This is a genomic window from Corynebacterium argentoratense (assembly GCF_021491455.1).
Lineage (GTDB): Bacteria > Actinomycetota > Actinomycetes > Mycobacteriales > Mycobacteriaceae > Corynebacterium > Corynebacterium argentoratense_A.
The window spans coordinates 319970-343957 of the sequence record NZ_JAKETN010000001.1 but is presented as its reverse complement, the minus strand read 5'-3'; the positions used below and the strand labels follow the sequence as shown (position 1 = coordinate 343957).

The following is a 23988-nucleotide window of genomic DNA, read 5'->3' as shown; positions in this document are numbered from 1 at the left end:
CTTTACCCGTCTCTACTAGGAGCATCTTCTTTGTCTACTCCGATTGGTCTTGGTCTTCCCGAGGCACCTCTTCCTACTCTTGCACCACGCCGTAAGACCCGCCAGCTGAAGGTAGGTTCTGTGGGGGTGGGGTCGGATTCTCCTATTTCGGTGCAGTCCATGACGACGACGAAGACCCACGACGTCAACGCGACGCTGCAGCAGATTGCGCAGTTGACCGCGTCGGGTTGCGACATTGTGCGCGTGGCGTGCCCGAAGACTATTGACGCCGAGGCCTTGCCCCAGATCGCTAAGAAGTCTCCGATTCCGGTGATCGCGGATATTCACTTCCAACCGAAGTACATTTTTGCAGCTATTGATGCTGGTTGTGCTGCGGTGCGCGTCAATCCCGGCAACATTAAGGAATTTGATGGCCGCGTGAAGGAGGTTGCGAAGGCTGCGGGAGACGCTGGTATTCCGATCCGTATCGGTGTCAATGCTGGTTCTTTGGATAAGCGTCTGCTGGAAAAGTACGGCAAGGCCACGCCGGAGGCTTTGGTTGAGTCTGCGTTGTGGGAGGCCAGCTTGTTTGAAGAGCATGGCTTTGGGGACATCAAGATTTCGGTGAAGCACAATGACCCGGTGGTGATGGTTGAGGCTTATCGCCAGTTGGCTGCCCAGTGCGATTATCCACTGCACTTGGGTGTGACGGAGGCTGGCCCTGCCTTCCAGGGCACGATTAAGTCGGCGGTTGCTTTCGGTGCGCTGTTGTCTGAGGGTATTGGTGACACTATTCGTGTGTCTCTCTCGGCGGACCCGAAGGAAGAAGTCAAGGTTGGCGACCAGATTTTGCAGTCGCTGAACTTGCGTCCTCGTAAGTTGGAGATTGTTTCTTGCCCCTCCTGTGGCCGCGCGCAGGTGGACGTGTACACCTTGGCGGAGGAAGTTACCGCAGGGCTGGAGGGTATGGAGGTGCCGTTGCGCGTCGCCGTGATGGGCTGCGTGGTTAATGGGCCGGGTGAGGCCCGCGACGCAGACCTGGGTGTTGCGTCTGGTAATGGCAAGGGCCAGATTTTCGTCAAGGGCGAGGTCATTAAGACCGTTCCGGAGTCTCAGATTGTGGAGACCTTGATCGAAGAGGCCATGAAGATCGCTGAGACCATGGAGCCTGTTGAGGGCTTGGGTGGTCCCCAGGTGAAGATCACGAATTAAGATGCGTAGGCTGCTTGCCGCCGTGATGGCGTGTGTGATGGTGGTGTCGGTGGCGTGTACACCGAAGCCGAAGTCTGCTGATCCGGTGGTGGAGCAGTTTTTTGCGTTGATTGCCGCGCGCGATTTCGATGCGGCGGGAGCGTTAACGGATAAGCCGGAGGAGGCCACGGCGATTATTCGTTCCTCTTTCGAGGATCTGCAGGCTGAGGCTTTTAATTCTTCTATTAATGACGTCGTGGTCACGAATTCCGGTTCGGATGGGACACATGTTGCATCCTCGGAGGCGGATTTTTCGGTTGTGTGGTCTCTGCCGAGGGACAGGGAGTTTTCTTATGACTCTCGCATGGTGTTGACCCGTGGGGACGGCAAGTGGGTGATTCGTTGGCAGCCGAGTGTGTTGTATCCGCGTCTGGGGGCAGGCCAGCATTTGCAGCTGCGGGCTATTAACGCTCCGAAGGCGAGCGTGGTTAGCTCCGATGGGGCGGCGATTATCCAGCCGGGTACACAGTTTCGTGTTCTGGTGGACAAGGACAAGGTCACTAGCGTGGCTGGTACTGCCACCCGGATCTCCCAAGCCTTGGAGACCGCAGATATTCATGTGCCTGCAGCGGAGCTCGCGGCGTCATTATCGGACGCTAAAGGCGTGTACTCAGCGGCGGTTGTTCCATCGGATGCCGCGGCGGCTGTGCGTGATGCGCTCGGTGATATGCCGGGCGTGCGGTTGAACGAAGAAGCCGCGATGGTCAATGTTGATCCGACGTTCGCGCCGGAGATCATGGCGCGTGTCGGCGGACTTGTTGGTGAGGAGCTGGAAGGCGCCAACGGGTGGGAAATTGTCGCGGTTAATGCCAACAATGCTGTGATCGAGACCCTGGATAGTCACGACCCGCAGCCTGCGCCGGCGGTGAAGGTCAGTTTGAACCACGCGATCCAATTGGCGGCTCAGGAGGCAGTGGATCTTCGCCCTGAGATGAAGGCGATGATGGTGGCGATCAGACCGTCGACCGGTGAGATTTTGGCTGTGGCGCAGACAAAGAAGGCCGACGAGGACGGAGACATTGCCTTAAATGGCCAGTTCCCGCCTGGTTCGACGTTTAAGATGATTACTGCTGCGGCCGGCATTGCGGATAAAGGCCTGAGCCCTGACAGCATTGTCCCGTGCCCCGGCACGATGAATATCGGCGGCCGTATCGTGACGAACTACAACGATTTTTCTCGCGGCAATGTTCCGATGGAGCAGGCGTTCGCGGCCTCGTGTAACACGACGTTTGCTGATATTTCTTCCGGCCTGCAGCCTGGCCAGTTGAAAGAGGTTGCCCAGCAATTTGGGTTGGGTTTGGACTATGACATTCCGGGGCTGACCACCATCACCGGTGATGTTCCGGAGGGGGAGGTCCTGTTGGATCGCACCGAGGCCGGTTATGGTCAGGGCCTGGATCTGGCCAGCCCGTTTGGTATGGCGTTGGTGGCGTCGACTGCTGCAGCAGGGCGCACACCGTTGCCGGTTTTAGTGGAGGGCAAGCCCACCGGCGTCAATAAGCAGGTTGATCCACCGAGCCCCGACGCAATTGAGGGTTTGCGCCGGATGATGCGTAGCGTGGTCACCTCCGGTACAGCCCGTGGTATGCGCGCCGGCGGTGAGGTGCACGGTAAGACCGGTGAGGCCGAGATCAACAGCGGGTCGCACGCGTGGTTTGCCGGCTACCGTGGTGACGTCGCGTTCGCTACGTTGATCCCGTTCGGTGGCGGGTCGGAGTCTGCCGTGATGTTAACGGACCACTTCTTGGTCAAGCTTGACGAGCTAGGGTACTAGCGCAGTATGTGGGGGTACTAAAGTGGTGGGCATGACTCGTTTGCTCACTCCTGGAACACCCACTCCGATTCGCACCGTCCCGAACCATATCGAGCGTCCGGAATACGTGTGGAAGGACACCGTGCAGGAGGCTATGGGGGAGCCGTTCGTACAAACCCCTGAGGTTATTGAGAAGATGCGTGAGGCCAGCAAGATTGCGGCCAACGCGTTGGCGGAGGCCGGTAAGGCTGTGGCGCCCGGGGTGACAACCGATGAGATTGACCGGGTTGCCCACGAGTACATGTGTGACCACGGTGCTTACCCCTCCACGCTTGGCTACCGCGATTTTCCCAAGTCGTGTTGTGTGAGCCTCAACGAGATTGTGTGCCATGGAATCCCGGATTCGACGGTGATTGAGGACGGCGACATCGTCAACATCGACGTCACTGCCTACAAAAATGGGGTCCACGGTGACACTAATGCGACCTTCTTGGCGGGCAATGTGTCCGAGGAACATCGCCTGTTGGTGGAGCGTACGAAGGAAGCCACGATGCGTGGTATTCGTGCGGCGAAGCCGGGCCGGGAGATCAACGTGATTGGGCGTGTGATCGAGGTTTATGCGAAGCGTTTTGGCTACAACGTGGTTCGTGATTTCACTGGTCATGGTATTGGCACTACGTTTCACAATGGTTTGGTGGTGATGCACTACGATGCGCCTGAATACACCGATATTCTCGAGCCGGGCATGACGCTGACTGTCGAGCCGATGATCAACCTCGGGGCGCTGCCGTATGACATTTGGGACGATGGTTGGACTGTCGCCAATCGTGACGGCAAGTTCACCGCGCAGTTCGAACACACCATCGTCATTACCGAGGATGGCAACGAGATTCTGACTCTGCCTGACGAGGCTTAACATGTCCGACGGTTCTATGGGAGCTCCTACGCAGGCTCCTCTGGGGGCGGCTGTGCTGATCGCCGGGACTACCTCGGACGCGGGTAAGTCCGTGGTGGTTGCGGGCCTGTGTCGGGCGTTGGCTCGGCGCGGGGTGAGGGTGGCGCCGTTCAAGGCACAGAACATGTCGAATAATTCGGCTGTGTGTCCGGATGGTGGGGAGATCGGGCGCGCGCAGGCTTTGCAAGCCGCTGCATGCGGGTTGGAACCGAGCGTGGATTTCAACCCGATTTTGCTCAAACCCGGATCGGATCGCACCAGCCAGTTGGTGGTGCGGGGTGTCGCGCGCGGCAATGTGAGTGCGAAGAGCTACGTGGAGCACCGGAGCCATTTGCGCGCGGCTGCTGCGGAATGCTTGCAGGACCTGCGGGGGCGTTTTGACGTCGTGGTCTGCGAGGGTGCGGGTTCACCCGCGGAGATCAACCTTCGAGAGACTGACGTGGCCAACATGGGGCTCGCGGAGGCCTGTGATCTGCCGGTGTACGTCGTGGGCGATATCGATCGTGGGGGAGTGTTGGCGCATTTGTTCGGCACGCATCAGATTCTTTCCGCCCAGGACCGCGCGCGCATCAAGGGGTTCGTGATTAATAAGTTCCGCGGTGACCAGTCGATCCTCGAGCCCGGCCTGGAGGAGCTTCAGCGTCTCACCGGAGTACCGACGGTGGCGGTGTTGCCGTTTATTCACGGCTTGTGGGTGGATGCGGAGGATTCGCTGCAGTCGGTAGTGGGCCAGGTTATCGGCCCGGGCTTGCCTGCGCGTGGCGGTAATCGTTTGACAGTTGCTGCGATCCGGCTTCCCCGGGTGTCCAACGCGACGGACATTGAAGCCTTGGCGTGCGAGCCGGGTGTGACTGTCCGATGGATTGATGACGCCGCGAGTGTTGCGGATGCAGATCTGCTTGTGCTACCGGGTTCCAAGGCCACGGTGAGTGATTTGGCATGGTTGAGGGATTCTGGCCTGGCTGATGCTGTAGCTCAGCGTGCTGCGGCGGGTGGACCGATCCTTGGTATTTGCGGTGGTTATCAGATGATGTGCCGCGAGATTGACGATCCTGTGGAAAGCAGCGAGGGCTTGGTTGAGGGCCTGGGTTTGTTCGACACAGATATCGCCTTCCACCCGGACAAGACGTTGATTCGTCACCCTGATGGGGCGTACGAGATCCACCACGGCCGCGTGGTGCGTTCTGGTGATCCAGGCTGGATTAAGACGCACGACAGCTCTGAGCTGCCGGAGGGCGCAACCTTCGAGGGGAATGCGAAGGGCTCGCTGCGCGGTACACACCGGCACGGCCACCTTGAGCATGATGCCAACCGGAAGGAGTTCCTGCGGTGGGTGGCAGATGTGCGGGGCAAGCAGTACGTGATTGATGAGGCGGCGAGTTTTCATGCGGAGCGGGAGCGCCAGCTAGATCTGATTGCCGACGTGATTGAGCAGCATTGGGACCTGGATGCATTGCTTGGAGAGCTGTAGTCTGGCGCTATCGATCAGGCTTGATCCCGGCTTCGAACATCAACTTCGGGCTTTGGTGTGTTTTGTCTGCCCCAGGGTCTATGGTTCTTTTGTTCCTGGTTTCCACAGCACGGCGATGGGGATGGCCGCCAGTAGGATAGTCGCGAACAGGGCTGTGAACTTGTAGTTGGGGAAGTATTGCGCGCCGATGACTTGGATCATGCCGGCGGTGGAGATCATGAGTGTCATGCCGGTGGTGCCTGCTACTTGTAGTGCGGAGCCGATGAAGCCGGTTTCTTCTTTGCTACATAGTTCCATGGGTTTCGCGGCCAGACGTGGATAGACGAACCCCATACCGGCGGCGGAAAGTCCCCAGCCTGCGGCAGCGACAATCCAGTTGAGTTCGATGCCCGCGGCAGCTAGAACGATCAGCCCGCCGGTCGCCATGAGGGCGATGCCGATCCGGATGACAGCAGGCGTGCTAAAGCGGCTACCCATCCGTGATTGAGCTGTGGAACCGAAGAACCACGTGAGCCCGCCGGCCGTGAGCCCCATGCCGGTTAGCGTGGGCCCCAAGTGGTAGGCCTGTGCGAGCATCAGCGGCAGGTAGATTTCGACGGCGAAAAACATGTCTAGCAGCCCACGGCTGAGGATCAGGCGCGGTAGGCCGGCTTGGCCACGCAGGGTATTGGCGGGAACGAGGGGCCGGACGCAGTAGAGCACGGCGGCAATTGCGGCGACGAACAGGATGAGTGACCACCCGACGGGCAGCTGGCTGACGAGGTTGAGGCACACCACTGCTGCAGTTAACAGTGCTGCTGCTGTCAGTGATTTGCCGGTGCTTCGCACCCGCGCGGGGCGGACTTCACTGGTGGCTACGGCGCCTGCTTGCTCAAGCTCGATGCGTTCCTTGAGGGCGGCTTGGTCCGCTTTTGTGTTGGTGTCGACATTGGCTAGGGATTTCGCCAGGAGCGTGACTGCACCGATCAGTACCCCTAGGGCGAGTAAGAACACCGAGTGCCAGCTGAAGGCTTCCGTGAGTATGCCGGCTATACCCGGTCCGACAAGGGAGGGCACTACCCAGGCGGCGGCAAAAGCGGCGAAGACTTTGGGTTTGAGGTGGCTGGGGTAGGCCTGGGCAATCACGGCGTAGACGACCACCATCACCGCGCCTATGCCCAACCCTTGGATGGCTCGAGCCACCACAAACCACCCCATGGAGGGAATCACTACGGCCATGACGAGGCCGAGGCCGAAGATGAACGCACCGAGCAGCATCGAGGTACGCACGCCTCGGGTGTCGGTGACTAAACCTGCGGCCACCATGCCGACGATGCCGAACGCCAGCGGGATAACGAACGTCAGCGAATATGCACTAGTGCCGCCGAGCTCAGCGGTGATTTGCGGCATCACTGCGGTTACGGCTGTTTGCTCGAAGGCACAGGTGAGGATGGCGCTGAGGAGCCCGAAGGTGGTGGGCAGGTATGCGCCTTTAAAAATTGATTCGCGTGGGGAGTTTAGTGGTGTGCTGGCGGTGGCGGTCATTCCTAGGTTTTAAAACTCCAGTCCGAGTAGTGCGTTTTCGATGAGCTCTGGCAGTGCGGGGTGGATCCAGTATTGTTTGGTTGCGACGTCGCGTACGTCCAGGTCGAATGCCATGACGGTGACGAGTTGCTGCACAAGGCTGGATGCTTGCGGGCCGATGATGTGCGCCCCGAGTAGTTTTCCGGTGTCGCGGTCTGCAATGAGCTTACAGAACCCGGTGGTGTCTTCCATAGCCCAGCCATAAGCCACGTCGCCGTAGTTTTGCACTTTGACGGTGATGTTGTGGCCGGCATCGAGGGCTTGCTGCTCGGTAAGTCCCACGGTGCCGATTTGGGGGTTGGAGAATACTGCGGCGGGCACGTTGTCGTGCGGCATTGGCTGTAGATCATCGGGGTGGAGGATGTTGTGTTTCACGGCCCGCATCTCGGCATTGGCGACGTGCTTGAGCTGGAAGGGGGAAGACACATCGCCCAGGGCCCACACGCCGTCGACGGTGGTGCGGCCGTATTCGTCGACTTTGATGCGTTTGCCGTCCATCTCGATTCCGGCGGTGTCGAGCTTCATTTGGTCACCGTTGGGGGTGCGGCCGGTGGCTGCCAGGAGCACTTCGCCTTCTGCGGTTGTTCCATCGGTAAGTTCTAGGGTGATGACGCCGTCAGCTTCGCGCACCGTCTCAATTTCCACACCGGTTTTCAGGTTATAGCGCTGCGCTGCGAGCTCGGTGAAGCGGTCAGAGATGTCTTTATCCATGTGACGCAGGAGGTTGCTGGAGCGGTTAACCACCGTGACGTCAACACCCAGGGAGCTGAAAACGTGGGCGAACTCGGCTGCGATAAAACCGCCACCAACAATGACCATGGTTTGGGGGAGCTCCGGCAGGCGGAGGATGTCTTCGTTGGTGTAATAGCGCACGCCGGAGTCAGCGATTTGCGGCAGAATCTGCGGGCGCGCACCGGTGGCGATCACGATGGTGGGGGCGGTGATGGTGACATCCTTGTCGCCGTCTTTGGTAGCTACGGTGTGTGGACTGGTGAAGCTTGCGTGGCCGTCGTAGACGTCGATGTTGGGGGTTTCGGGGCCGCGGCGGTATTGCTCGCCGCCGGAGGCGATCTGGTCGATGCGGTCATCGAATACTCGGCGGACGATGGAGGGCCAATCGACGCTGTTTAGTTGCGCGTCGAGACCATATTTGGACGCCGTGGTGATTGAGCGCGCGATGTCTGCAGGGTAGACGAACATCTTGGTGGGGATGCAACCGACGTTGAGGCATGTGCCGCCGAAGACCCCTTTTTCGACGATCGCGATCTTCTTGTCATCGAATTCGGGGCCGGGGATGGAGTTGCCGGAGCCGGTGCCGATGATGATGAGGTCGTACTGGATGGGGTTGGTGTCCTTGTCCTGTTCGGTGTTCATATCCATACCTTAACCAACGCGCTCTGAAGCGGCGTTGTTCCATCGCAGTACGGCAGGTTGCTGTGTGGCATCGCTACGGCGTCGTCGCGGGAAGTTGGGTCAGCCACTCGGCGGTGTCTGAGAATGCTTGGGCCCGTGGGGTTGGCTCAGACAAAAAGACGTCGTGTCGCGCACCTTCAATAACCCGCGTGGTGACGCTTCCTTCAGGACCTGCGAGAGCTGGGGCCCAGCGCGCAATATCGCGGACATCAAGCACGGAATCTGCGTGGTTCGTGGCTTCCGAATACGGCTTATTAATATGTGACGCACTTGAATGCAGAACGAGTGTGGGGATGTTCACCTCGCCGAGGCCAGCGCGAATCGCACGGTGGCCATCGAAGATTGCTGACAGCCAGCTCATCGACTTTTCTGGGCTTTTCACTGGTTTGAAACGGCGGTCGAAATCCCACACGCCGTTGAAATCTTTATGGATTGATTCCCCGTAGGCCGTGAGGTTGTCCGGTGGCATGGGCATATCGGGGCGAAGCTTCGCGATAAGGCCAATCGCTGGGTCGAGTGCACGCGCGATCGGTTTCGGAACCATCATGTCTAGCCAGGGAGAGTTGAGGATCATGCCCTCGATACCGGCGAGCCCTTGGCGCTGTGCGCGGCGGTGTAGCCATAGGGGAGTGATGAGTCCACCGGTGGAGTGCGCCATCACTATCACGCGGTCGTAGGCTCCGCCATCGTGTGCAAGCAGGTAGTCGGCGACGGCATCGAGTTCCACATCGTAGAAAGACAGGTCGGTGATGTGGTGCCATCGTTGCCCCGCACGCCACGAACGACCGCACTTCCTCAAATCAACGGCGTAAAAATCGTATCCGTGGTTGCCGAAAAATTCAGCGACATGTGTTTGAAAGAAGTAATCGGTCATCCCGTGGACGTACAACACCGCAGAGCGGGGGGAAGGCTGCGCATCCGGAGAAGTGGAGGTGTCGCTATCGTTTCCCCCCTGATGGAGGTGGCGAACCACCGTCGCCACAATGTCGGTCTCCCCGTCTGGATCGACACCTAGATCAATGGTGCAACGCTCGTAGCCCTCGCCCAACATGTCCGGTTCAAACCCACCTTCAAAAAGGGGTGTGACATGCGGGTGAGACGTGGAACCATAGCTGCGTCGTGCGGCAGGGGCGGCGTCATTAGAAAAAACAATGGGGGAGCGCATGGGGTTGAACATGGCTCTAGCTTAGGCGCAAAAACCCACATCCGGAGGAAGCTACGTGGCCCTAAAGCCCGAAAAACATCCCCCGGGGGCGTAAGCTATTTGTCTACAGCACGAGCATTTCTAGGAAGGAAGCATCAAGGCAGTGGCTACCACGCAAACACAAACAGCAGAGGTCGACGTCGCCCTCATCGGCGCCGGCATTATGAGCGCAACGCTCGGCGCCATGCTGAAGCAACTCGAGCCCACCTGGTCGCAGGTCGTTTTCGAACGTCTCGACGCACCCGCCGAAGAGTCCTCCTCCCCGTGGAACAACGCCGGTACCGGCCACTCCGCGCTCTGTGAGCTCAACTACACCCCGGAGGTTGCGGGCAAGGTTCAAACCGCCAAAGCAATCGCAGTCAACGAAAAGTTCCAGGTTGCACGCCAGTTCCTGGCAAATCAGCTGGAGCAAGGCGTTCTGTCTGACGCCCGGGACTTCATCAACCAGGTTCCCCACGTGTCCTTCGGCCACGGTGCTGACCAGGTCGAATACCTGAAGAAGCGCTATGAGGCGCTCAGCAAGCACCCCTTGTTCCCAGGCATGGAATACACCGAGGATCCCGACAAGTTCAGCGAGTTCCTTCCGCTGATGGGTAAGGGACGTGAGTTCTCTGAAGGCGTCGCTATATCCTGGACAGAGGTCGGTACCGACATCAACTACGGTGCGCTGACCAAGCAATTCCTCGCAGGTGCAGTAAAGTCCGGCACCGAGATCCGCTACGGCCACGAGGTCACCAACGTTAAGCCTCAGGGTTCCAAGTGGAAGATCACCACTAAGAACGTTCACACCGGTGACGTTTCCACCACCGTGGCTAACTTCGTCTTCATTGGCGCCGGCGGCATGGCTCTGCCCCTGCTGCAGAAGTCTGGTATCCCGGAGATTCGCGGCTACGGCGGATTCCCGGTCTCTGGCGAATGGCTGCGCTGCACCAACGAAGAAGTCATCAAGCAGCACCACGCAAAGGTGTACGGCAAGGCTTCTGTGGGTGCTCCTCCGATGTCCGTCCCGCACCTCGATACTCGCGTGATTGACGGCGAGACCGGCCTGCTGTTTGGTCCCTACGCTGGCTGGACTCCGAAGTTCCTCAAGCGCGGTTCCTGGTTCGACCTGCCGAAGTCCCTGCGCCCGACCAACGTGATGTCCATGCTGGCTGTGGGTGTCCAGGAAATGGACCTGACCAAGTACTTGGTTGAGGAGCTGTTGAAGGACCAGACCGCTCGCATGGAAAGCCTGCGTGAGTACTACCCGGAGGCTCGCGACGAGGACTGGGAGCTCGTCACCGCTGGCCAGCGTGTCCAGGTGATTAAGCCCATCGTTGGCCCCCGTTTCGGTTCACTGGAGTTCGGCACCGCGCTGATCAATAACACCGAAGGTACGATCGCTGGCCTGCTGGGTGCTTCCCCCGGAGCCTCCATTGCGCCTTACGCTATGCTCGAGGTGCTCGAACGCTGCTTCGGTCAGAAGATGGTGGAGTGGGGCCCGCGCATTAAGGAAATGGTTCCCTCCTACGGCGTAAAGCTTGCAACTGATCCGAAGTTGTTCAACGAGGTCTGGGAGTACACCCAGAAGACCCTCAAGCTGGAGAAGTAAGTGCAGTACCCTTTCACCGCGGTCGTCGGCCAGGAGCGCTTGCGTTTGGCGCTGATCTTGAACATGATCAACCCTGCTATTGGCGGGGTGGTCGTGCGTGGTGAGAAGGGCACGGCAAAAACAACGACAATCAGGGGCTTTGCCGATATTATTGACGGGCCCCTGGTTAATCTTCCTATCGGAGCCACCGAGGACCGTGTCGTCGGTTCGCTTGATATGGAAACCGTGCTGACCACAGGGCGGGCCGAGTACAAGCCTGGCCTGTTGGCTCAGGCGCACGGGGGGATTTTGTATGTTGACGAGGTCAATCTGCTCGCAGATCACCTAGTTGATGCGCTTCTTGACGCCGCGGCTACCGGCCAGGTCACCGTGGAACGTGACGGATTGTCTCACACTACCCCGGCACGTTTCGTCCTCGTGGGTTCGATGAATCCAGAGGAAGGGGAGTTGCGCCCTCAGCTACTTGATCGCTTCGGGCTGGCCGTGGATGTGGTGGCTTCGCGCGAAGTACCTGTGCGTGCAGAAATTATGCGCAGGCGCCTAGCTTTCGAAGCGGACCCGGCTGCCTTTGTTGCTCAGCATCGAGAAGAAGAAATTGCGTTGGCTGAGCAGCTTCAGGCTGCTCGTTCAACCGTTGGTGACGTGGTGCTCTCGGACGCAGCGCTGGAGCAGATTGCTAGCGTGTGTGCCGCTTTTGATGTCGATGGCATGCGCGCGGATCTTGTGATTGCCCGCGCCGCCACCGCCCATGCAGCATGGCGGGGAGCGACGCAGGTGGGGGAGGAAGACATCAAGGTTGCTGCCGAGTTGGCCCTACCGCACAGGCGTCGGCGTAACCCCTTCGATGAACCTGGCCTCGATCAGCAGCAGCTCGAAGATGCCTTGGAAGAAGCTCACAACAACAGCCCGTTGTCTGAGGATGATCAGCAGCCCGAACATTCTGACGGTGATGCTGAACTCCCCGATACTCCGCCGCAGCCTGATCAGCTCGATGAACCAACCGATTCCGATGATAGCGGGAAGGTAGGTCGCGCCGATTCGGGCGCCCCCTTTCGCCCCTAGGCTGTTGCGTTTTAACCGCTCGTCTTTACAACAAGACACCCCGCCGGGGCGCAGGTCCAAGGCATATTCTTCCAGCGGCGCTGATGTGCGCGCTATCGTCCACGGACGCGGGCTTAACCTGCAAGGCACTGTGATGGCGGCGGCAGAGCGCGGTGCCGGCTTCAAATTCATCCCCGGTGGACAGTTGGTCGACTTCCGCCCTGAAGATCTTCGAGGATCACTTCGTCGAGGTATGGAATCGAACCTCATCGTCTTTGTCGTGGATGCCTCTGGCTCGATGGCTGCACGCGATAGGCTGTCTGCGGTCTCGGGAGCCGTCGTATCGATGCTTCAAGACGCTTATCGCCGCCGTGATAAAGTTGCTGTTGTTTCGGTGCGCGGTGCACAGCCCGAGGTGTTGCTCCCACCCACGGGTTCCGTAGAGGTCGCCGTCAAGAGAATGGAGGGTGCACCTACGGGCGGCCGAACCCCCCTGGCAGAAGGTCTTGTAATGGCGCAGGACCTCATTGAACGTCAAGCACGAAAAGAGCCCTCTCGGAGGGCGATCATGGTGGTTCTCTCGGACGGACGCGCGACGGGGGCGGCGGGTATCAAAGGCGTGTGTCTGGCAGCCGAGGCCATTGCGCGACGGGGCTTGAGCGCGAATGTGGTCATCGATTGCGAACGCGGACGCGTACAGCTAGGACTTGCAAAGGAACTCGCTCAAGGCTTGGGTGCTGCGTGGGTACGGCTAGATGAATTGAACGCCGATACGGTCGCCAGCGTTATTGGCATTTAGCACATTTAAGCTGTGAGAAAAATCTCTACTATCCACATTTAAGGGGTAATAGTTCCCCGGGCGATTTGTTGTCATCCGGCTTACGCTGCTTGGATAACAAGGTACATAAACAGCCTATCTTCAAGGGACGTTCGATGGCCGACGTAGCACATACACCACAAATTCCAGAGCCTAAACGGAAAAAAGACAACACCCACTGGCTGTACATCGGGGTTATCGTCGCGGTTATCGCGGGTATAGCTTTTGGCCTTATCGCGCCAGAGACAGCGGCAGGTTTCAAGGTCGTTGGAACCATGTTCGTCAATCTGATCAAGATGATGATTTCACCGGTTATTTTCTGCACCATCGTGCTGGGAATCGGCTCGGTTCGCGCTGCAGCTTCGGTGGGTAAAGCCGGCGGCATGGCCTTGGGCTACTTCATCACCATGTCGACCTTCGCACTTGCGATCGGCTTGATCGTTGGCAACCTCATCGAGCCTGGCGACGGCCTCAATATTGAAGCGACAAAGACCGTCGGTGCGGATTTTGCAGCTAAGGCAGAACACGGCGGGGGCACCATCGGCTTCATCCAGTCGATCATCCCAGAAACTCTGTTTTCCTCGCTGATTTCCGGTTCTGTTTTGCAGACCTTGTTTGTAGCACTCTTGGTTGGTTTCGCAGTACAGAGCATGGGTAAAGCCGGCGAACCCATCCTAGGAGCGATCGCTCACCTGCAGAAGCTCGTGTTTAAGATTTTGGTGATGGTGCTGTGGCTCGCACCTATTGGCGCTTTCGGCGCGATTGCAGGTGTGGTTGGCGCAACCGGTATTGAAGCTGTTAAACAGCTCGCAATCTTGATGCTGGCCTTCTACATCACGTGTGTGATCTTCGTCTTTGGCGTCCTTGGGCTGGTGCTCAAGGTATTTGGCGGATTCAATATCTTCAAACTCGCGAAGTACCTGGGCCGCGAGTACCTTTTGATCGTTGCTACCAGTTCTTCCGAGTCGGCGTTGCCGAACCTTATGCGCAAAATGGAGCACGCAGGTGTTAGCAAGTCAACGGTCGGCATTGTTGTTCCCACCGGATACTCCTTCAACCTCGACGGCACTGCTATCTACCTCACCATGGCGGCCATCTTCATTTCTGACGCGATGAATCAGCCGATGAACATGAAAGAGCAGATTGGTCTGTTGCTCTTCATGATCATCGCATCCAAGGGAGCTGCAGGTGTCTCTGGTGCAGGCATCGCCACCTTGGCAGCTGGTCTGCAGTCGCACCGCCCAGAGCTTCTTGACGGTGTCGGCGTGATTGTTGGTATTGACCGATTTATGTCTGAGGCGCGTGCATTGACAAACTTCTCCGGCAATGCGGTTGCTACCTTGCTGGTTGGCAAGTGGACCCACACGATTGATACCGATCGCGTGCACAAGGTTCTTAATGGTGAGCTTCCGTACGTTGAGGCTGATGATGACAGCACCGTCGACCTGCACATGCCCACGGTGAACAACCCTGCGCACCGTGATCTGCAACCAACCCCGCAGGTAAATCTGGATAACTACAAGCAGTAACGCTGCGTCTGCACAAGCTAAAGCCCGGAATCCACACAGTGGGCTCCGGGCTTTAAGCTGCGGTGAGAACTTTTAAGGATTAATCCCAACCGGTGTTGACTCCCGTGCACAGATCATCGATTGGTCGCGGATTGGTGTTGTGAACTAACCCACTGACGAACTTCGGGGGCAGTCAATGACAACAACACAAGCAACGTCAAGCCGGTATCTCCGAAAGCTAACAAGCCCGGTGCGGGCGCCGAATACACAGAGACCAACTCGAAAACAGAGCTCAGCCCCACCACAATCAGTAGTAGAAGCCTGGAAAAACGATGAGCTTTAACCGTGTTCCACCACAGCACAAGCATGACGGCGCTAAACGCAGCTTCCGCAGCCAGCGACACAGTGGCCGATAATTCAGGCTCATTGGACAGCAGCAGGGTTATTAAGTCCACGACGGACAACATCACCTTCGCGGCAATGATCACCCCGGCGACGTTGAGGCCCTTAGGCGGTAATTCCTTGTCCATGGTTTGATCCGCTTGTGGTATCGCAAGGATAAGCATGTCGGTGTTTTGGCGTTGTGTGTGGTGGATTTCGCGCTGCGCAGCTCCACTTACATCGAGGATGGGCATATTACCGTCAGTATGGACGGCGTCTCCGCCCCCGTTTTTCGCGTGGAAAGCGGGTGTGAATCGAGGGAGTACTGAGACGCTTGTGTCGGGGTCGGCGTAGCGGATGGTGTTAATGATGTAGTCTCGTTCGGCGTCAATATTGGCATCGATTTTGTGAGTAACCTGCAAGGTCCAACTGGATAATCCCACCCGCACGTCATAGGTTCCGGCGGCCATCCAGTTCACGCTCTGACCTCCGGGTAGTTCCCAACCATCAGGGGTCTTCCAGAAGCGAACGTGATGGCGTTGAGATGCATTGCCGTCGACTTCTTGTTGGTAGGCGAAGTCATGCTTGTTTTCAAACAGGTAAAGGTCGGATACCGGGGCTTCTGGGTACGAGGTCTTCATTAGCGCTGATTTGATGATGCCCAACGACGTCCGAAGGGTGATTGGGTCGGCCTTAATCCATCCTGCGGACTGCATAGCGTGGTGAATGTCGTCTTCCGAACCAATGAGGGCGAGATTGACGGGGTCCCCCAGCAGGCCATCTCCTGTTTTAGTGCGGGCCATGAAGTAGTCCGGGAGGTAGAACGTTGTCAGTAGTTGGTGCAGTCGAGGTAGGGCGAGGTAGGTCAGCACTCCCCAAAATGCAATGAGCAGCACCACACCGTGCCAACTGAAGCTCAGCCCGGAGCTGAGAAGCAACCATGCAAAAGCAAAAGTTAGTGCCAGAGCTAGGACCACGAAGCTGCCATCGATAAGTGCATAGAGGCGGCCAGCTTGAGCTGGCCGCCTCTGGGGTCCTAGCTGATAGGTGGGTTGTACCTCCGGCACAGGGTATGCGCTTTGTGCTGGTGAGGAGTAAAGGCTCATACCTACCAGTATTGCCTATCGGCTGGGATACTCCATCACGGGAGTTTTAGGTGTTTTTGGTAATTGCGTAGTACTCAGGCAGTGACTTCCAGTTGAACTTCACGTTGTCGACATTGTTTGACCACCCACCGACAACGTTGGGGTACCACAACGGGATCGCAGGTAGATCTTGGAGCAGGATTTCCTGGCCTTCGTTGTAGAGCTTGTTGGATTCCTCCAGGGTCGGCTGTCCAGCCGCCTTCGTCATCAGTGCATCGAATTCCGGATTGTTGTAGTCGGAGTCATTAGATGAAGACGTCGATACGAAGTTTGGCACGAGGAAGTTACCTAGGCCGGGGTAGTCAGCGAACCAGCCAGTGCGGAAAGCGCCCTTGATCGTCTTGGACTTGATGTCGTTACGGTAGGATTTGAAATCTGGGTAGGGGCGGCCGACTGCCTCAATGCCAAGGTTGTTGCGAATCTGGTTGGCGACAGCATCAACCCACTCCTGGTGACCACCGTCGACATCATAGGCAATCTCAAGGGTGCCGTCGTACGGGCTGATAGCATCCGCCTGCGCCCACAGCTTCTTGGCTTCCTCCGGGTTGTACGTCAGTACCTCGTTGCCCTTGAGATTCGGGTCGTAACCGTCAATGACCGGGGAGGTGAAGTCCGTGGCCGGGGTACGGGTGCCGTAGAACAGCTTGTCTGTAATCGAATCGCGGTCAATCGACATCGACAGAGCCTTGCGACGCAGGCGGCCTTCCTCACCAGCGAAGTGGGCTTCACGTTCTGGCAAGCTCAGTTCTTGGTAGGTAGCAACTGGCTGGCTAACGCTGCGCCCAGGAAGCTCATCTTGGTAGTTAGCTAGTGAGCCAGTGGGAATAGCGTCGAGGACGTCGAGGTTGTCCGACAACAGGTCGGCATATGCGGCGTCCGGACGCGCATAGAAGCTAAACACCAAACCGTCATTCTTGGGCTTGCGGGGGCCGTCGTAGTTTTCGTTGGGCACCAAGGTGATTGATTGGGAGCCATCCCATGCTTCGAGTTTGTACGGTCCGTTGCCGTTGGGGTTACGGCCGAAAGCTTCCTCGTCGTCGTAGGCATCATCGGGCAGAGGGAAGAATGCGTTGTAGCCCAAGCGCGTGGGGAAGTCAGCCTCCGGTTGCTTAAGTGTGATGGTGAACGTACGGTCGTCAAGCACCTTCAGGCCGCTGAGCTCGGTTGCGTCCTCGGAGTAGCCTTCGATGGGCGCAAAGAAGCTTTCGGTCATCTGGTCGTTCGCGACTACGTGATTCCAGGCATCAACGAAGTTGCTGGCTTTAACTGGTGTGCCGTCGGCGAACTTCTGATCCGGCTTGATGGTGACCTTGTAGGTCTTGTCGCCCTCAAGGTCAATGGATTCGGCAAGCTCGTTGTGCACAATGCCGTCAGCGTCGTAGTACACCAGACCGGAGTACAACATGTCGACGATGCGACCACCGCCGTTTTCACTGGTATCGCCAGGAATTAGCAGGCGCTGTGGCTCGGTACCGTTGACGTAAACAATGGCGCTACCGCTGCTATCGCTACTGCAAGCGGCTAGTCCAAACGCGAGGGCGCCGGCAGCAAGTAGTGCTGCTGTCTTCTTGATGACGCCGCGGTGCGTGCGCGCCCGGCTGGGGGCGGGGTTGTGCATAGAGCGGGAACCTTTCTTCGATTGTTGTCAGAGGAGAGCACTCAGGGTGCGTTGTGACTCAGATTAGCTAATGTTGTGACATGGAGCATAATATCGGGGTAGTGGGGGTAGTGTTACTGCTGCGGCGGGGGTTTATAGCTTTTGCTACTGTCAACCAGGTGAGTGATGAGAGCGAAGTTCAGCAAGAAGAGCAGGAATGGTGGCAGGCCCCGGGCATGCCGTGGAAAGATAAGCCCGGCAAGGTAGATATCTGGTGCCTGTCTCTGTTCGGCATCGTCTTCGTTATCTCGCTGCTGCTACTACCGATCCGTGCGTGGGCGCTGGCAGATCAGGCACGGTACCCCTGGGGTGTTGCGCTGCTCGGCTCGAACACGCTTGTCACTGCCCTTGGCGTGGTCAACGGAGTTGGAGCCGCGTTGCCTTTTGTGTGGCCGATTCTGCTGGGCGGTATCGCGCGTATCAAGTTCCACGCCTTGTATTGGTGGGCGGGTTCGTTGTGGGGGCGCGGCTACTTGGATATGTATGCAGAGCAATCCAAGCGTGCTGCCCGCAACGTGGCGAAGGTGGAGCGTATCGCCAAGAAGATCGGCCCGTGGGGCTTCGCGTTGGCCTACCTTCCGATTCCGCTGCCGATTGGCCTGGTGGTGTTCATCCTCGCCGGCGCCGGGGGGATGAAGCTTCGCACCTTCCTGATTTTGGACTTCATCGCCGCGACCCTGTGGATGGTGCCGTTCTATTACCTTGGCCATAGCCTTGGCGAACCTGCCCAGGAAGTACTTGAGGTGTATGCGAAGTTCGCGAACTATGTGGTAATTGCCCTGATGGTCTTCGTTTTCGTGGGCATCTTCCGCAAGCAGTCGAAGCAGAAGTCCGCCTAGGGCTGTTATCAGCCTCGGCGAGTCACGGCGAGTCTGTGCTGTCGCCGGTGACGTGATCTAGACTCTGTAGACCATGCCCAAAGGAAAACTCGATCCAGCGTCCATCCCCGACGACGGCCTGACCACCCGCCAGCGCCGCATGCTGCCGATCACCGCAGTACATACGGGTCCGGGCAAGGGGAAGTCCACGGCGGCTTTTGGTATGGCCATGCGTGCGTGGAATCAGGGCATGAACGTGGGGGTTTTCCAGTTCGTGAAGTCTGCGAAGTGGAAGGTTGGGGAGGAAGCGGTCTTTAAGCGTCTCGGCCAGTTGCATGAGGACACCGGCGAGGGCGGTGCTGTTGAGTGGCACAAGATGGGGGAGGGTTGGTCGTGGGCCAAGAAGGCTGGTTCGGAGGAGGGCCATGCACGCGATGCTGCTGATGGCTGGGCTGAGATCAAGCGGCGATTGGCGGCCGAAACCCACGACTTTTATGTGCTCGACGAGTTCACCTACCCGATCAAATGGGGATGGATTGATATTGATGACGTCGCGGAGGTCCTGCGCACACGCCCCGGCAGGCAGCACGTGGTGATGACTGGTCGAGACGCCCACCCCAAGCTCATTGAGGTCGCGGACTTGGTCACGGAGATGACCAAGATTAAGCACCCGATGGATGTGGGGCGCAAAGGTCAAAAGGGTATTGAGTGGTAGGAACGTGTTAGCTCCTTCCACCCCTCGAGCAGTCCCGGGTGTCGTGATCGCGGCTCCTGCATCGGGCACTGGCAAAACCACTATTGCTACTGGGTTGATCGCCGCCTTGTCACGCCGCATGGAGGTCGCACCCTTTAAGGTCGGCCCTGATTACATCGACCCTGGTTACCACGGTGTTGCTGCGGGTAGGCCCGGCCGCAATTTGGATTCCGTCATGTGCGGTGAACAGCTCATCGGACCGCTGTATGCTCATGGATCAAAGGGGTGCGATATTTCGGTAGTGGAGGGCGTGATGGGGCTTTTCGACGGCCGCATCGCCCTGGGAGCGGATCCGACGTGCGCGCCTGGTTCCACTGCTCAGGTTGCCCAGTTGCTGGATATGCCAGTGATTTTGGTGGTCGATGTGCGTGGAATGAGCCAGTCCGCCGGCGCCTTGGTGCGTGGTTTTTGCGCCGCCGAAGGCATACGGATCGCCGGTGTCATTCTCAATCGTGCCGGTACTGATAGGCATGACCAAGTGTGTCGGGAAGCAATTGAAGCTGTTGGCGTTCCGGTGGTGGGTTCTGTTTCCCGTATGAATGTGGACGTGCCCAGCCGCCATTTGGGTTTGGTCACAGCCGCGGAAAACAGTGAGACCCTCGACGTCATTACCCGAATGGCCGACCTTGTGGAAGCCCACGTCGACTTGGATGCTGTTGTTGCCTTGGCGCGCTGTGGCTATCAGGGCCAGGCGTGGGATCCTGCAGCTGCCATCTCAGAGAGTGATGACGCCGCGCCTGCTGGATCTGTCGGCCCCAGGCCAGCTGCCAGTGGCAAACGCGTTGCTGTGGCCGGTGGGCCGGCGTTTACCTTCGCTTATGCGGAGCATCGGGAATTGTTGCGCGCTGCCGGTGCCACAGTGGTCGATTTTGATCCGCTGAATGACCCGCTGCCGGAGTGCGATGGGTTGATAATCCCTGGTGGCTTCCCGGAAGAGCACGTGGAGCAACTAGCTGGGCGCGCAGATCTTCGTGAAGATATTCGTGCGTTGGCTGCCTCGGGCGCGCCGATACATGGCGAGTGCGCTGGTTTGCTGTGGCTGCTCGAAACCTTGGACGCCCACCCCATGCTTGGGTTGATCCCCACGCACGCGGCAATGGGGCGCCGGCTTACCCTGGGCTACCGGGAGGCTGTGGCTTTAAGTGACAACCTGTTGTACCGGACAGGGGAGCGGGTAACAGGACACGAGTTCCACCACACAGCCCTCACCAGTGAGCAAGCGGAAGGTTTCGGCCCAGCCTGGGGATGGAAGGGCTGGCATGGGCCCAAGCAAGAGGGTTTTGTTGCCGGCAACATTCACGCCAGTTATCTGCATGTGCACCCGGCGTCGGCGCCGCAGGCGGTGTCAAGGTTCGTGCAAGCGATGTAATACTAGTCGTTGGCCGCCTGCGATCGCCCTATTCTGACCGCTTGAACTGACTGGAGGAGTCTTGTCTGGTACTGACCTTGAAGGTTCACTTATACTCCTTCTTTTTTTATCTGGCGTTAACATTCCCATTGGTTGGGATCTTTTCTGCGGTCGCGAACATCGGGTCGCTCTACAGTCAGGAAGGCGCGAAAAGGGCCCCTTTGCTCGGGTTCGGTTTAGTCGAATTTTGCGTAGCTGGCGCCCACCAAAAGACACACCCGCGAACAACCCCATCGGTCCCATTGGGCACCACTTAGGCTAGGCGCTAGGATTTACACCCATGAGCTCCACCCCAAGCGCACCCACCCCACCCGTCAGCCTCATCGGTGGAGGCCCCGGCGCTTGGGACCTGATCACCGTACGAGGCATGCACCGACTGCAGGCAGCGGACGTTATCATCGCCGACCATCTAGGGCCCACGGCTGAACTCGACAAACTATGCGACGTGGCCACAAAAACCATCATCGACGCATCCAAACTGCCCTACGGAAAACAAGTCGCCCAGGAAAAAATCAACGCCCACATCGTTGATAACGCCCGGGCTGGTCGCACCGTAGCCAGGCTCAAAGGGGGAGACCCCTACGTATTCGGCCGCGGATTCGAGGAACTCCAAGCATGCGCTGCCGAAGGCATCGCCGTCGAGGTCATCCCCGGTGTTACCTCAGCCATCTCAGTTCCCGCACTGTTCGGCATCCCGGTGAGCATGCGCGGCGTCGTCCATAATTTCACCGTTATCTCCGGCCATCTGCCCCCGGGGCACCCACAATCCCTGAACAATTGGGAAGCGCTAGCAACAACCGGGGGCACGCTCGCGATCATCATGGGCGTGAAAAACGGCTCCGCCATCGCCGACGCACTGATCGGCCACGGCATGGATCCGAACACTCCTGCAGCCGTGATCCAAGAAGGCTCCACAGACGGTGAACGCGGAGTGCGGACCACCTTGAGCCAGCTCGGGCGCTCAATTGCCGACAATCACATCGCACCACCGGCGGTCATCATTATTGGTGACGTCGCGGGGCTCGAGGCCTCAGGCGGCGCAGGTGGATAAGCGAACGCCCCGTACCTTCGGCATTCCCAACGCCAGGGGGTCTCTCGGATGGGCACTCGCAGTCTTGAGCGCCCTGCAACTGATGGTTGTGTTGGACGGCACCGTCGTCAACCTCGCACTGGCCCGCATCCAGGTCGAACTCGGCCTAAACGACAACCTGCGATCTTGGGTAGTCACAAGCTACGCCCTGGCATACGGCGGTCTACTGCTACTTGGCGGCAGACTAGGTGACGTCTTCGGTCGGAAGAGGGCCTTCCTCACCGGCGTCGGGCTATTCACCGTGGCCTCGCTGGCTTGTGGTTTGGCCACAATACCAGGTGTGCTGCTCGTTGCCCGAGTTATTCAAGGCATCGGCGCGGCGGTCGCCTCACCGACCGCAATGGCACTCATCGTCGTGACTTTTCCCCCAGGAAAACCCCGAAACAAAGCCTTCTCAGTGTTCGCAATGATGACAGGCCTCGGCTCGGTACTAGGACTGGTCATCGGAGGCGCCTTAACCGAAGCGAGCTGGCGCTGGATCTTCTTGATAAACGTGCCCATCGGCGCGTTCATCCTCTTCGCCGGTGTCGCAGTACTTACAGCAACACCCACACATGAACGCCTGAGCCTTGACGTGCGCGGCGCAATACTCGCGACGTCAGCATCCACACTGCTCGTTTTCGGCCTTGCAACAGCAGGCAGCGGACTCAGCCCCATCATCATCATCGCCCTGTTCGCAGGGGCCCTGGTGCTTGTGTGGTTCTTCCAAACCCAACGCGTGGCAACCAACCCCGTGCTCCCGTTGGGAATGTTCCGGCACCGTTCCCGCGCAGCCGTCTTCGTCTGCCTCATCCTCGCAGGCGCACTACTGATGGCCATGACCGTTCAAGTGGCACTTTTCGTCCAGGAAGTTCTCGGATATGGGCCCCTGCGTGCCGGCCTGGCGTTTATCCCCTTTGCTTTCGCATTGGGCACAGGCTCTGCCATCGCCTCAAAACTGGCTGAAAGCGTCGCCCCACGATGGATTGCCGCAGCCGGTGGACTCATCCTCGTCGGTGGCTTCATCTTCGGATCCGGTCTAGACGAGCACACCCGCTACTGGCCCGACCTACTCATGCCGATCCTCGTCATCGGTATCGGCGTCGGGATCGTGCTCATCCCACTTACCCTGTCCGTGGTGGCGGGCGCACGCCCCCAAACCGTTGGGCCCCTGACCGCCACATCCCTGGTGTCCCAAACCCTCGGCGGCCCACTAGGACTCGCAGCGGTGACAGCCGCCGCCGAAATGAAAACACGCAGCATCCTGGGCCCAGCATTCGACAGCATCAACCGCGAGGCCCTCACCCAGGCACAAAAAGCGGCACTCGGAGCAGGCTATACCAACTCGTTGCTCATCTGCGCCGTGCTCGCAGCAGCCATCGTGCTCATTTCCATCACCCTCGTGCGCTTCACCCCTGCAGACATCGCTGAGGGTAAAAAGGCCGAAAAAGCCGCCCAATCAGCACCCGCTGAAGACTAACGATCAACCACCATCGTCAACAGCTGGCCATCAATGCGCACCTCAAAGCCGGCGGCGGCAGCAACCCCCGCGACGTCATCAAGCGTGTTGACCTCTTGCTCATGTAAGGCCAACGCCCGCGCCAATTCGCCCTTGTAGTGCTTGTTGAAGTGGCTGACAACCTTGCCCTCGGTTGTCTCCACCCGCACCGTCGCGGCCCCCTTGACCGGACCAAGTGACTGGTAGGCGCCAGAACGCATATCCAACAACAGGCCTTGCTCATGCTCAGGTTCGAGCGCCTGCGTGATCGCCTTGCCCCACCAGGCTTTCATCGTCTTGCCACCCAACTTCGTGCCACCAGACAAGCGGTAATGCGGGATAGGATCAGCCGCACCCACTACGCCAAACAGGGCGGAACCAATCGCCAGGCGGCTCAAGCACTGTTCAGGTAATGACGCCGCGTCCAAAGCGTCGTACAACACGCCCGTGTAGCGCGAAATCGCCGGCATCGTGGGGGAATCAAACAGCTCACGGTTGGCTTCGACTTCCGCAGTGTTTTTGACCTTCAGCATCGCCAACGCCTCGTCCATGTCCGTGCAGGCAGAAACCAGCGCCTCAGCCGCCTCACGGCGGGTGGTATTCAAGCTGGGAAAACTCAAACGGTTCATGTCGAGGGGGCCAAGGGACGCGTCCCCGCCGAAAGCTTTGGTCTCCGAAGGAGGTAACACAATCAACATACGGGTAGCATAGC

At 58.6% G+C, this 23988-nt stretch carries 19 protein-coding genes; 13 read left to right on the top strand and 6 right to left on the bottom strand.

What is annotated here, in order from left to right; genetic code table 11:
* The first annotated feature begins 30 nt into the window (after nt 1–30).
* Genes ispG through L1C91_RS01555 form a run of 4 tightly spaced genes read left to right on the top strand, consistent with a single transcriptional unit; the run spans nt 31 to nt 5409 of the window.
* A complete protein-coding gene (gene ispG / locus L1C91_RS01570) occupies nt 31–1191 on the top strand; it encodes a flavodoxin-dependent (E)-4-hydroxy-3-methylbut-2-enyl-diphosphate synthase (protein ID WP_041747036.1) in 1161 nt (386 codons plus the stop codon).
* A 1-nt stretch (nt 1192) separates the two neighbouring features.
* Nucleotides 1193–3004 carry a penicillin-binding transpeptidase domain-containing protein gene (locus L1C91_RS01565; RefSeq protein ID WP_234857681.1) on the top strand — a complete coding sequence of 604 codons (1812 nt, stop codon included), beginning with the start codon at nt 1193–1195 and terminating at the stop codon, nt 3002–3004.
* Between the two features lie 31 nt (nt 3005–3035).
* Entirely contained in the window at nt 3036–3899 is an 864-nt protein-coding gene (map, locus tag L1C91_RS01560) for a type I methionyl aminopeptidase (protein WP_234857680.1), read from the top strand.
* 1 nt (nt 3900) lies between these two features.
* Nucleotides 3901–5409, top strand: a complete 1509-nt coding sequence (locus L1C91_RS01555; protein ID WP_234857679.1) for a cobyric acid synthase — start codon at nt 3901–3903, stop codon at nt 5407–5409.
* A gap of 78 nt (nt 5410–5487) precedes the next feature.
* Here the strand turns inward: L1C91_RS01555 and L1C91_RS01550 are convergent, their stop codons facing one another.
* From L1C91_RS01550 to L1C91_RS01540, 3 genes are all read right to left on the bottom strand, one after another.
* Nucleotides 5488–6933: an MFS transporter gene (locus L1C91_RS01550; protein WP_234857678.1), complete on the bottom strand. Its 1446-nt coding sequence runs from the start codon at nt 6931–6933 to the stop codon at nt 5488–5490.
* Nucleotides 6934–6942: 9 nt separating this feature from the next.
* Nucleotides 6943–8346 (bottom strand): mycothione reductase, encoded by a 1404-nt coding sequence (gene mtr, locus L1C91_RS01545; protein ID WP_234857677.1) that lies wholly within the window; start codon nt 8344–8346, stop codon nt 6943–6945.
* A gap of 73 nt (nt 8347–8419) precedes the next feature.
* A complete protein-coding gene (locus L1C91_RS01540; protein WP_234857676.1) occupies nt 8420–9562 on the bottom strand; it encodes an alpha/beta hydrolase in 1143 nt (380 codons plus the stop codon).
* A gap of 130 nt (nt 9563–9692) precedes the next feature.
* On the opposite strand from L1C91_RS01540, the gene mqo reads away from it, so the two are divergent.
* From mqo to L1C91_RS01520, 4 genes are all read left to right on the top strand, one after another.
* Complete coding sequence (gene mqo, locus L1C91_RS01535; protein WP_328219564.1) at nt 9693–11180, top strand: malate dehydrogenase (quinone); 1488 nt, start codon at nt 9693–9695, stop codon at nt 11178–11180.
* Entirely contained in the window at nt 11181–12242 is a 1062-nt protein-coding gene (locus L1C91_RS01530) for an ATP-binding protein (RefSeq protein ID WP_234857675.1), read from the top strand.
* Nucleotides 12243–12327: 85 nt separating this feature from the next.
* Nucleotides 12328–13020: a vWA domain-containing protein gene (locus tag L1C91_RS01525; protein ID WP_234857852.1), complete on the top strand. Its 693-nt coding sequence runs from the start codon at nt 12328–12330 to the stop codon at nt 13018–13020.
* Between the two features lie 134 nt (nt 13021–13154).
* Entirely contained in the window at nt 13155–14567 is a 1413-nt protein-coding gene (locus L1C91_RS01520) for a cation:dicarboxylate symporter family transporter (protein WP_234857674.1), read from the top strand.
* Nucleotides 14568–14680: 113 nt separating this feature from the next.
* On the opposite strand, the gene L1C91_RS01515 is transcribed toward L1C91_RS01520, so the two are convergent.
* Both L1C91_RS01515 and L1C91_RS01510 read right to left on the bottom strand, forming a co-directional pair.
* Complete coding sequence (locus L1C91_RS01515; RefSeq protein ID WP_234857673.1) at nt 14681–16033, bottom strand: LssY C-terminal domain-containing protein; 1353 nt, start codon at nt 16031–16033, stop codon at nt 14681–14683.
* Nucleotides 16034–16079: 46 nt separating this feature from the next.
* Nucleotides 16080–17690 carry a peptide ABC transporter substrate-binding protein gene (locus tag L1C91_RS01510; protein WP_234857672.1) on the bottom strand — a complete coding sequence of 537 codons (1611 nt, stop codon included), beginning with the start codon at nt 17688–17690 and terminating at the stop codon, nt 16080–16082.
* 158 nt (nt 17691–17848) lie between these two features.
* Between L1C91_RS01510 and L1C91_RS01505 the strand changes: the two genes are divergently transcribed.
* The 5 genes from L1C91_RS01505 (at nt 17849) to L1C91_RS01485 (ending at nt 23258) form a co-directional block, all read left to right on the top strand.
* Entirely contained in the window at nt 17849–18568 is a 720-nt protein-coding gene (locus L1C91_RS01505; RefSeq protein WP_234857671.1) for a DedA family protein, read from the top strand.
* A gap of 73 nt (nt 18569–18641) precedes the next feature.
* Nucleotides 18642–19262, top strand: a complete 621-nt coding sequence (cobO, locus tag L1C91_RS01500; RefSeq protein WP_234857670.1) for a cob(I)yrinic acid a,c-diamide adenosyltransferase — start codon at nt 18642–18644, stop codon at nt 19260–19262.
* A 4-nt stretch (nt 19263–19266) separates the two neighbouring features.
* On the top strand, nt 19267–20670 hold the full coding sequence (locus L1C91_RS01495) for a cobyrinate a,c-diamide synthase (protein WP_234857669.1): 1404 nt from the start codon (nt 19267–19269) through the stop codon (nt 20668–20670).
* A 319-nt stretch (nt 20671–20989) separates the two neighbouring features.
* Nucleotides 20990–21760, top strand: a complete 771-nt coding sequence (cobA, locus tag L1C91_RS01490; protein WP_234857668.1) for a uroporphyrinogen-III C-methyltransferase — start codon at nt 20990–20992, stop codon at nt 21758–21760.
* Nucleotides 21753–23258, top strand: coding sequence for an MFS transporter (locus tag L1C91_RS01485; RefSeq protein WP_234857667.1), 1506 nt, complete (start codon nt 21753–21755; stop codon nt 23256–23258). Before cobA ends, L1C91_RS01485 begins: the two co-directional genes overlap by 8 nt.
* Here the strand turns inward: L1C91_RS01485 and L1C91_RS01480 are convergent.
* A complete protein-coding gene (locus L1C91_RS01480) occupies nt 23255–23974 on the bottom strand; it encodes a YaaA family protein (protein ID WP_234857666.1) in 720 nt (239 codons plus the stop codon). The genes L1C91_RS01485 and L1C91_RS01480 overlap by 4 nt on opposite strands.
* Nucleotides 23975–23988: the final 14 nt, after the last annotated feature.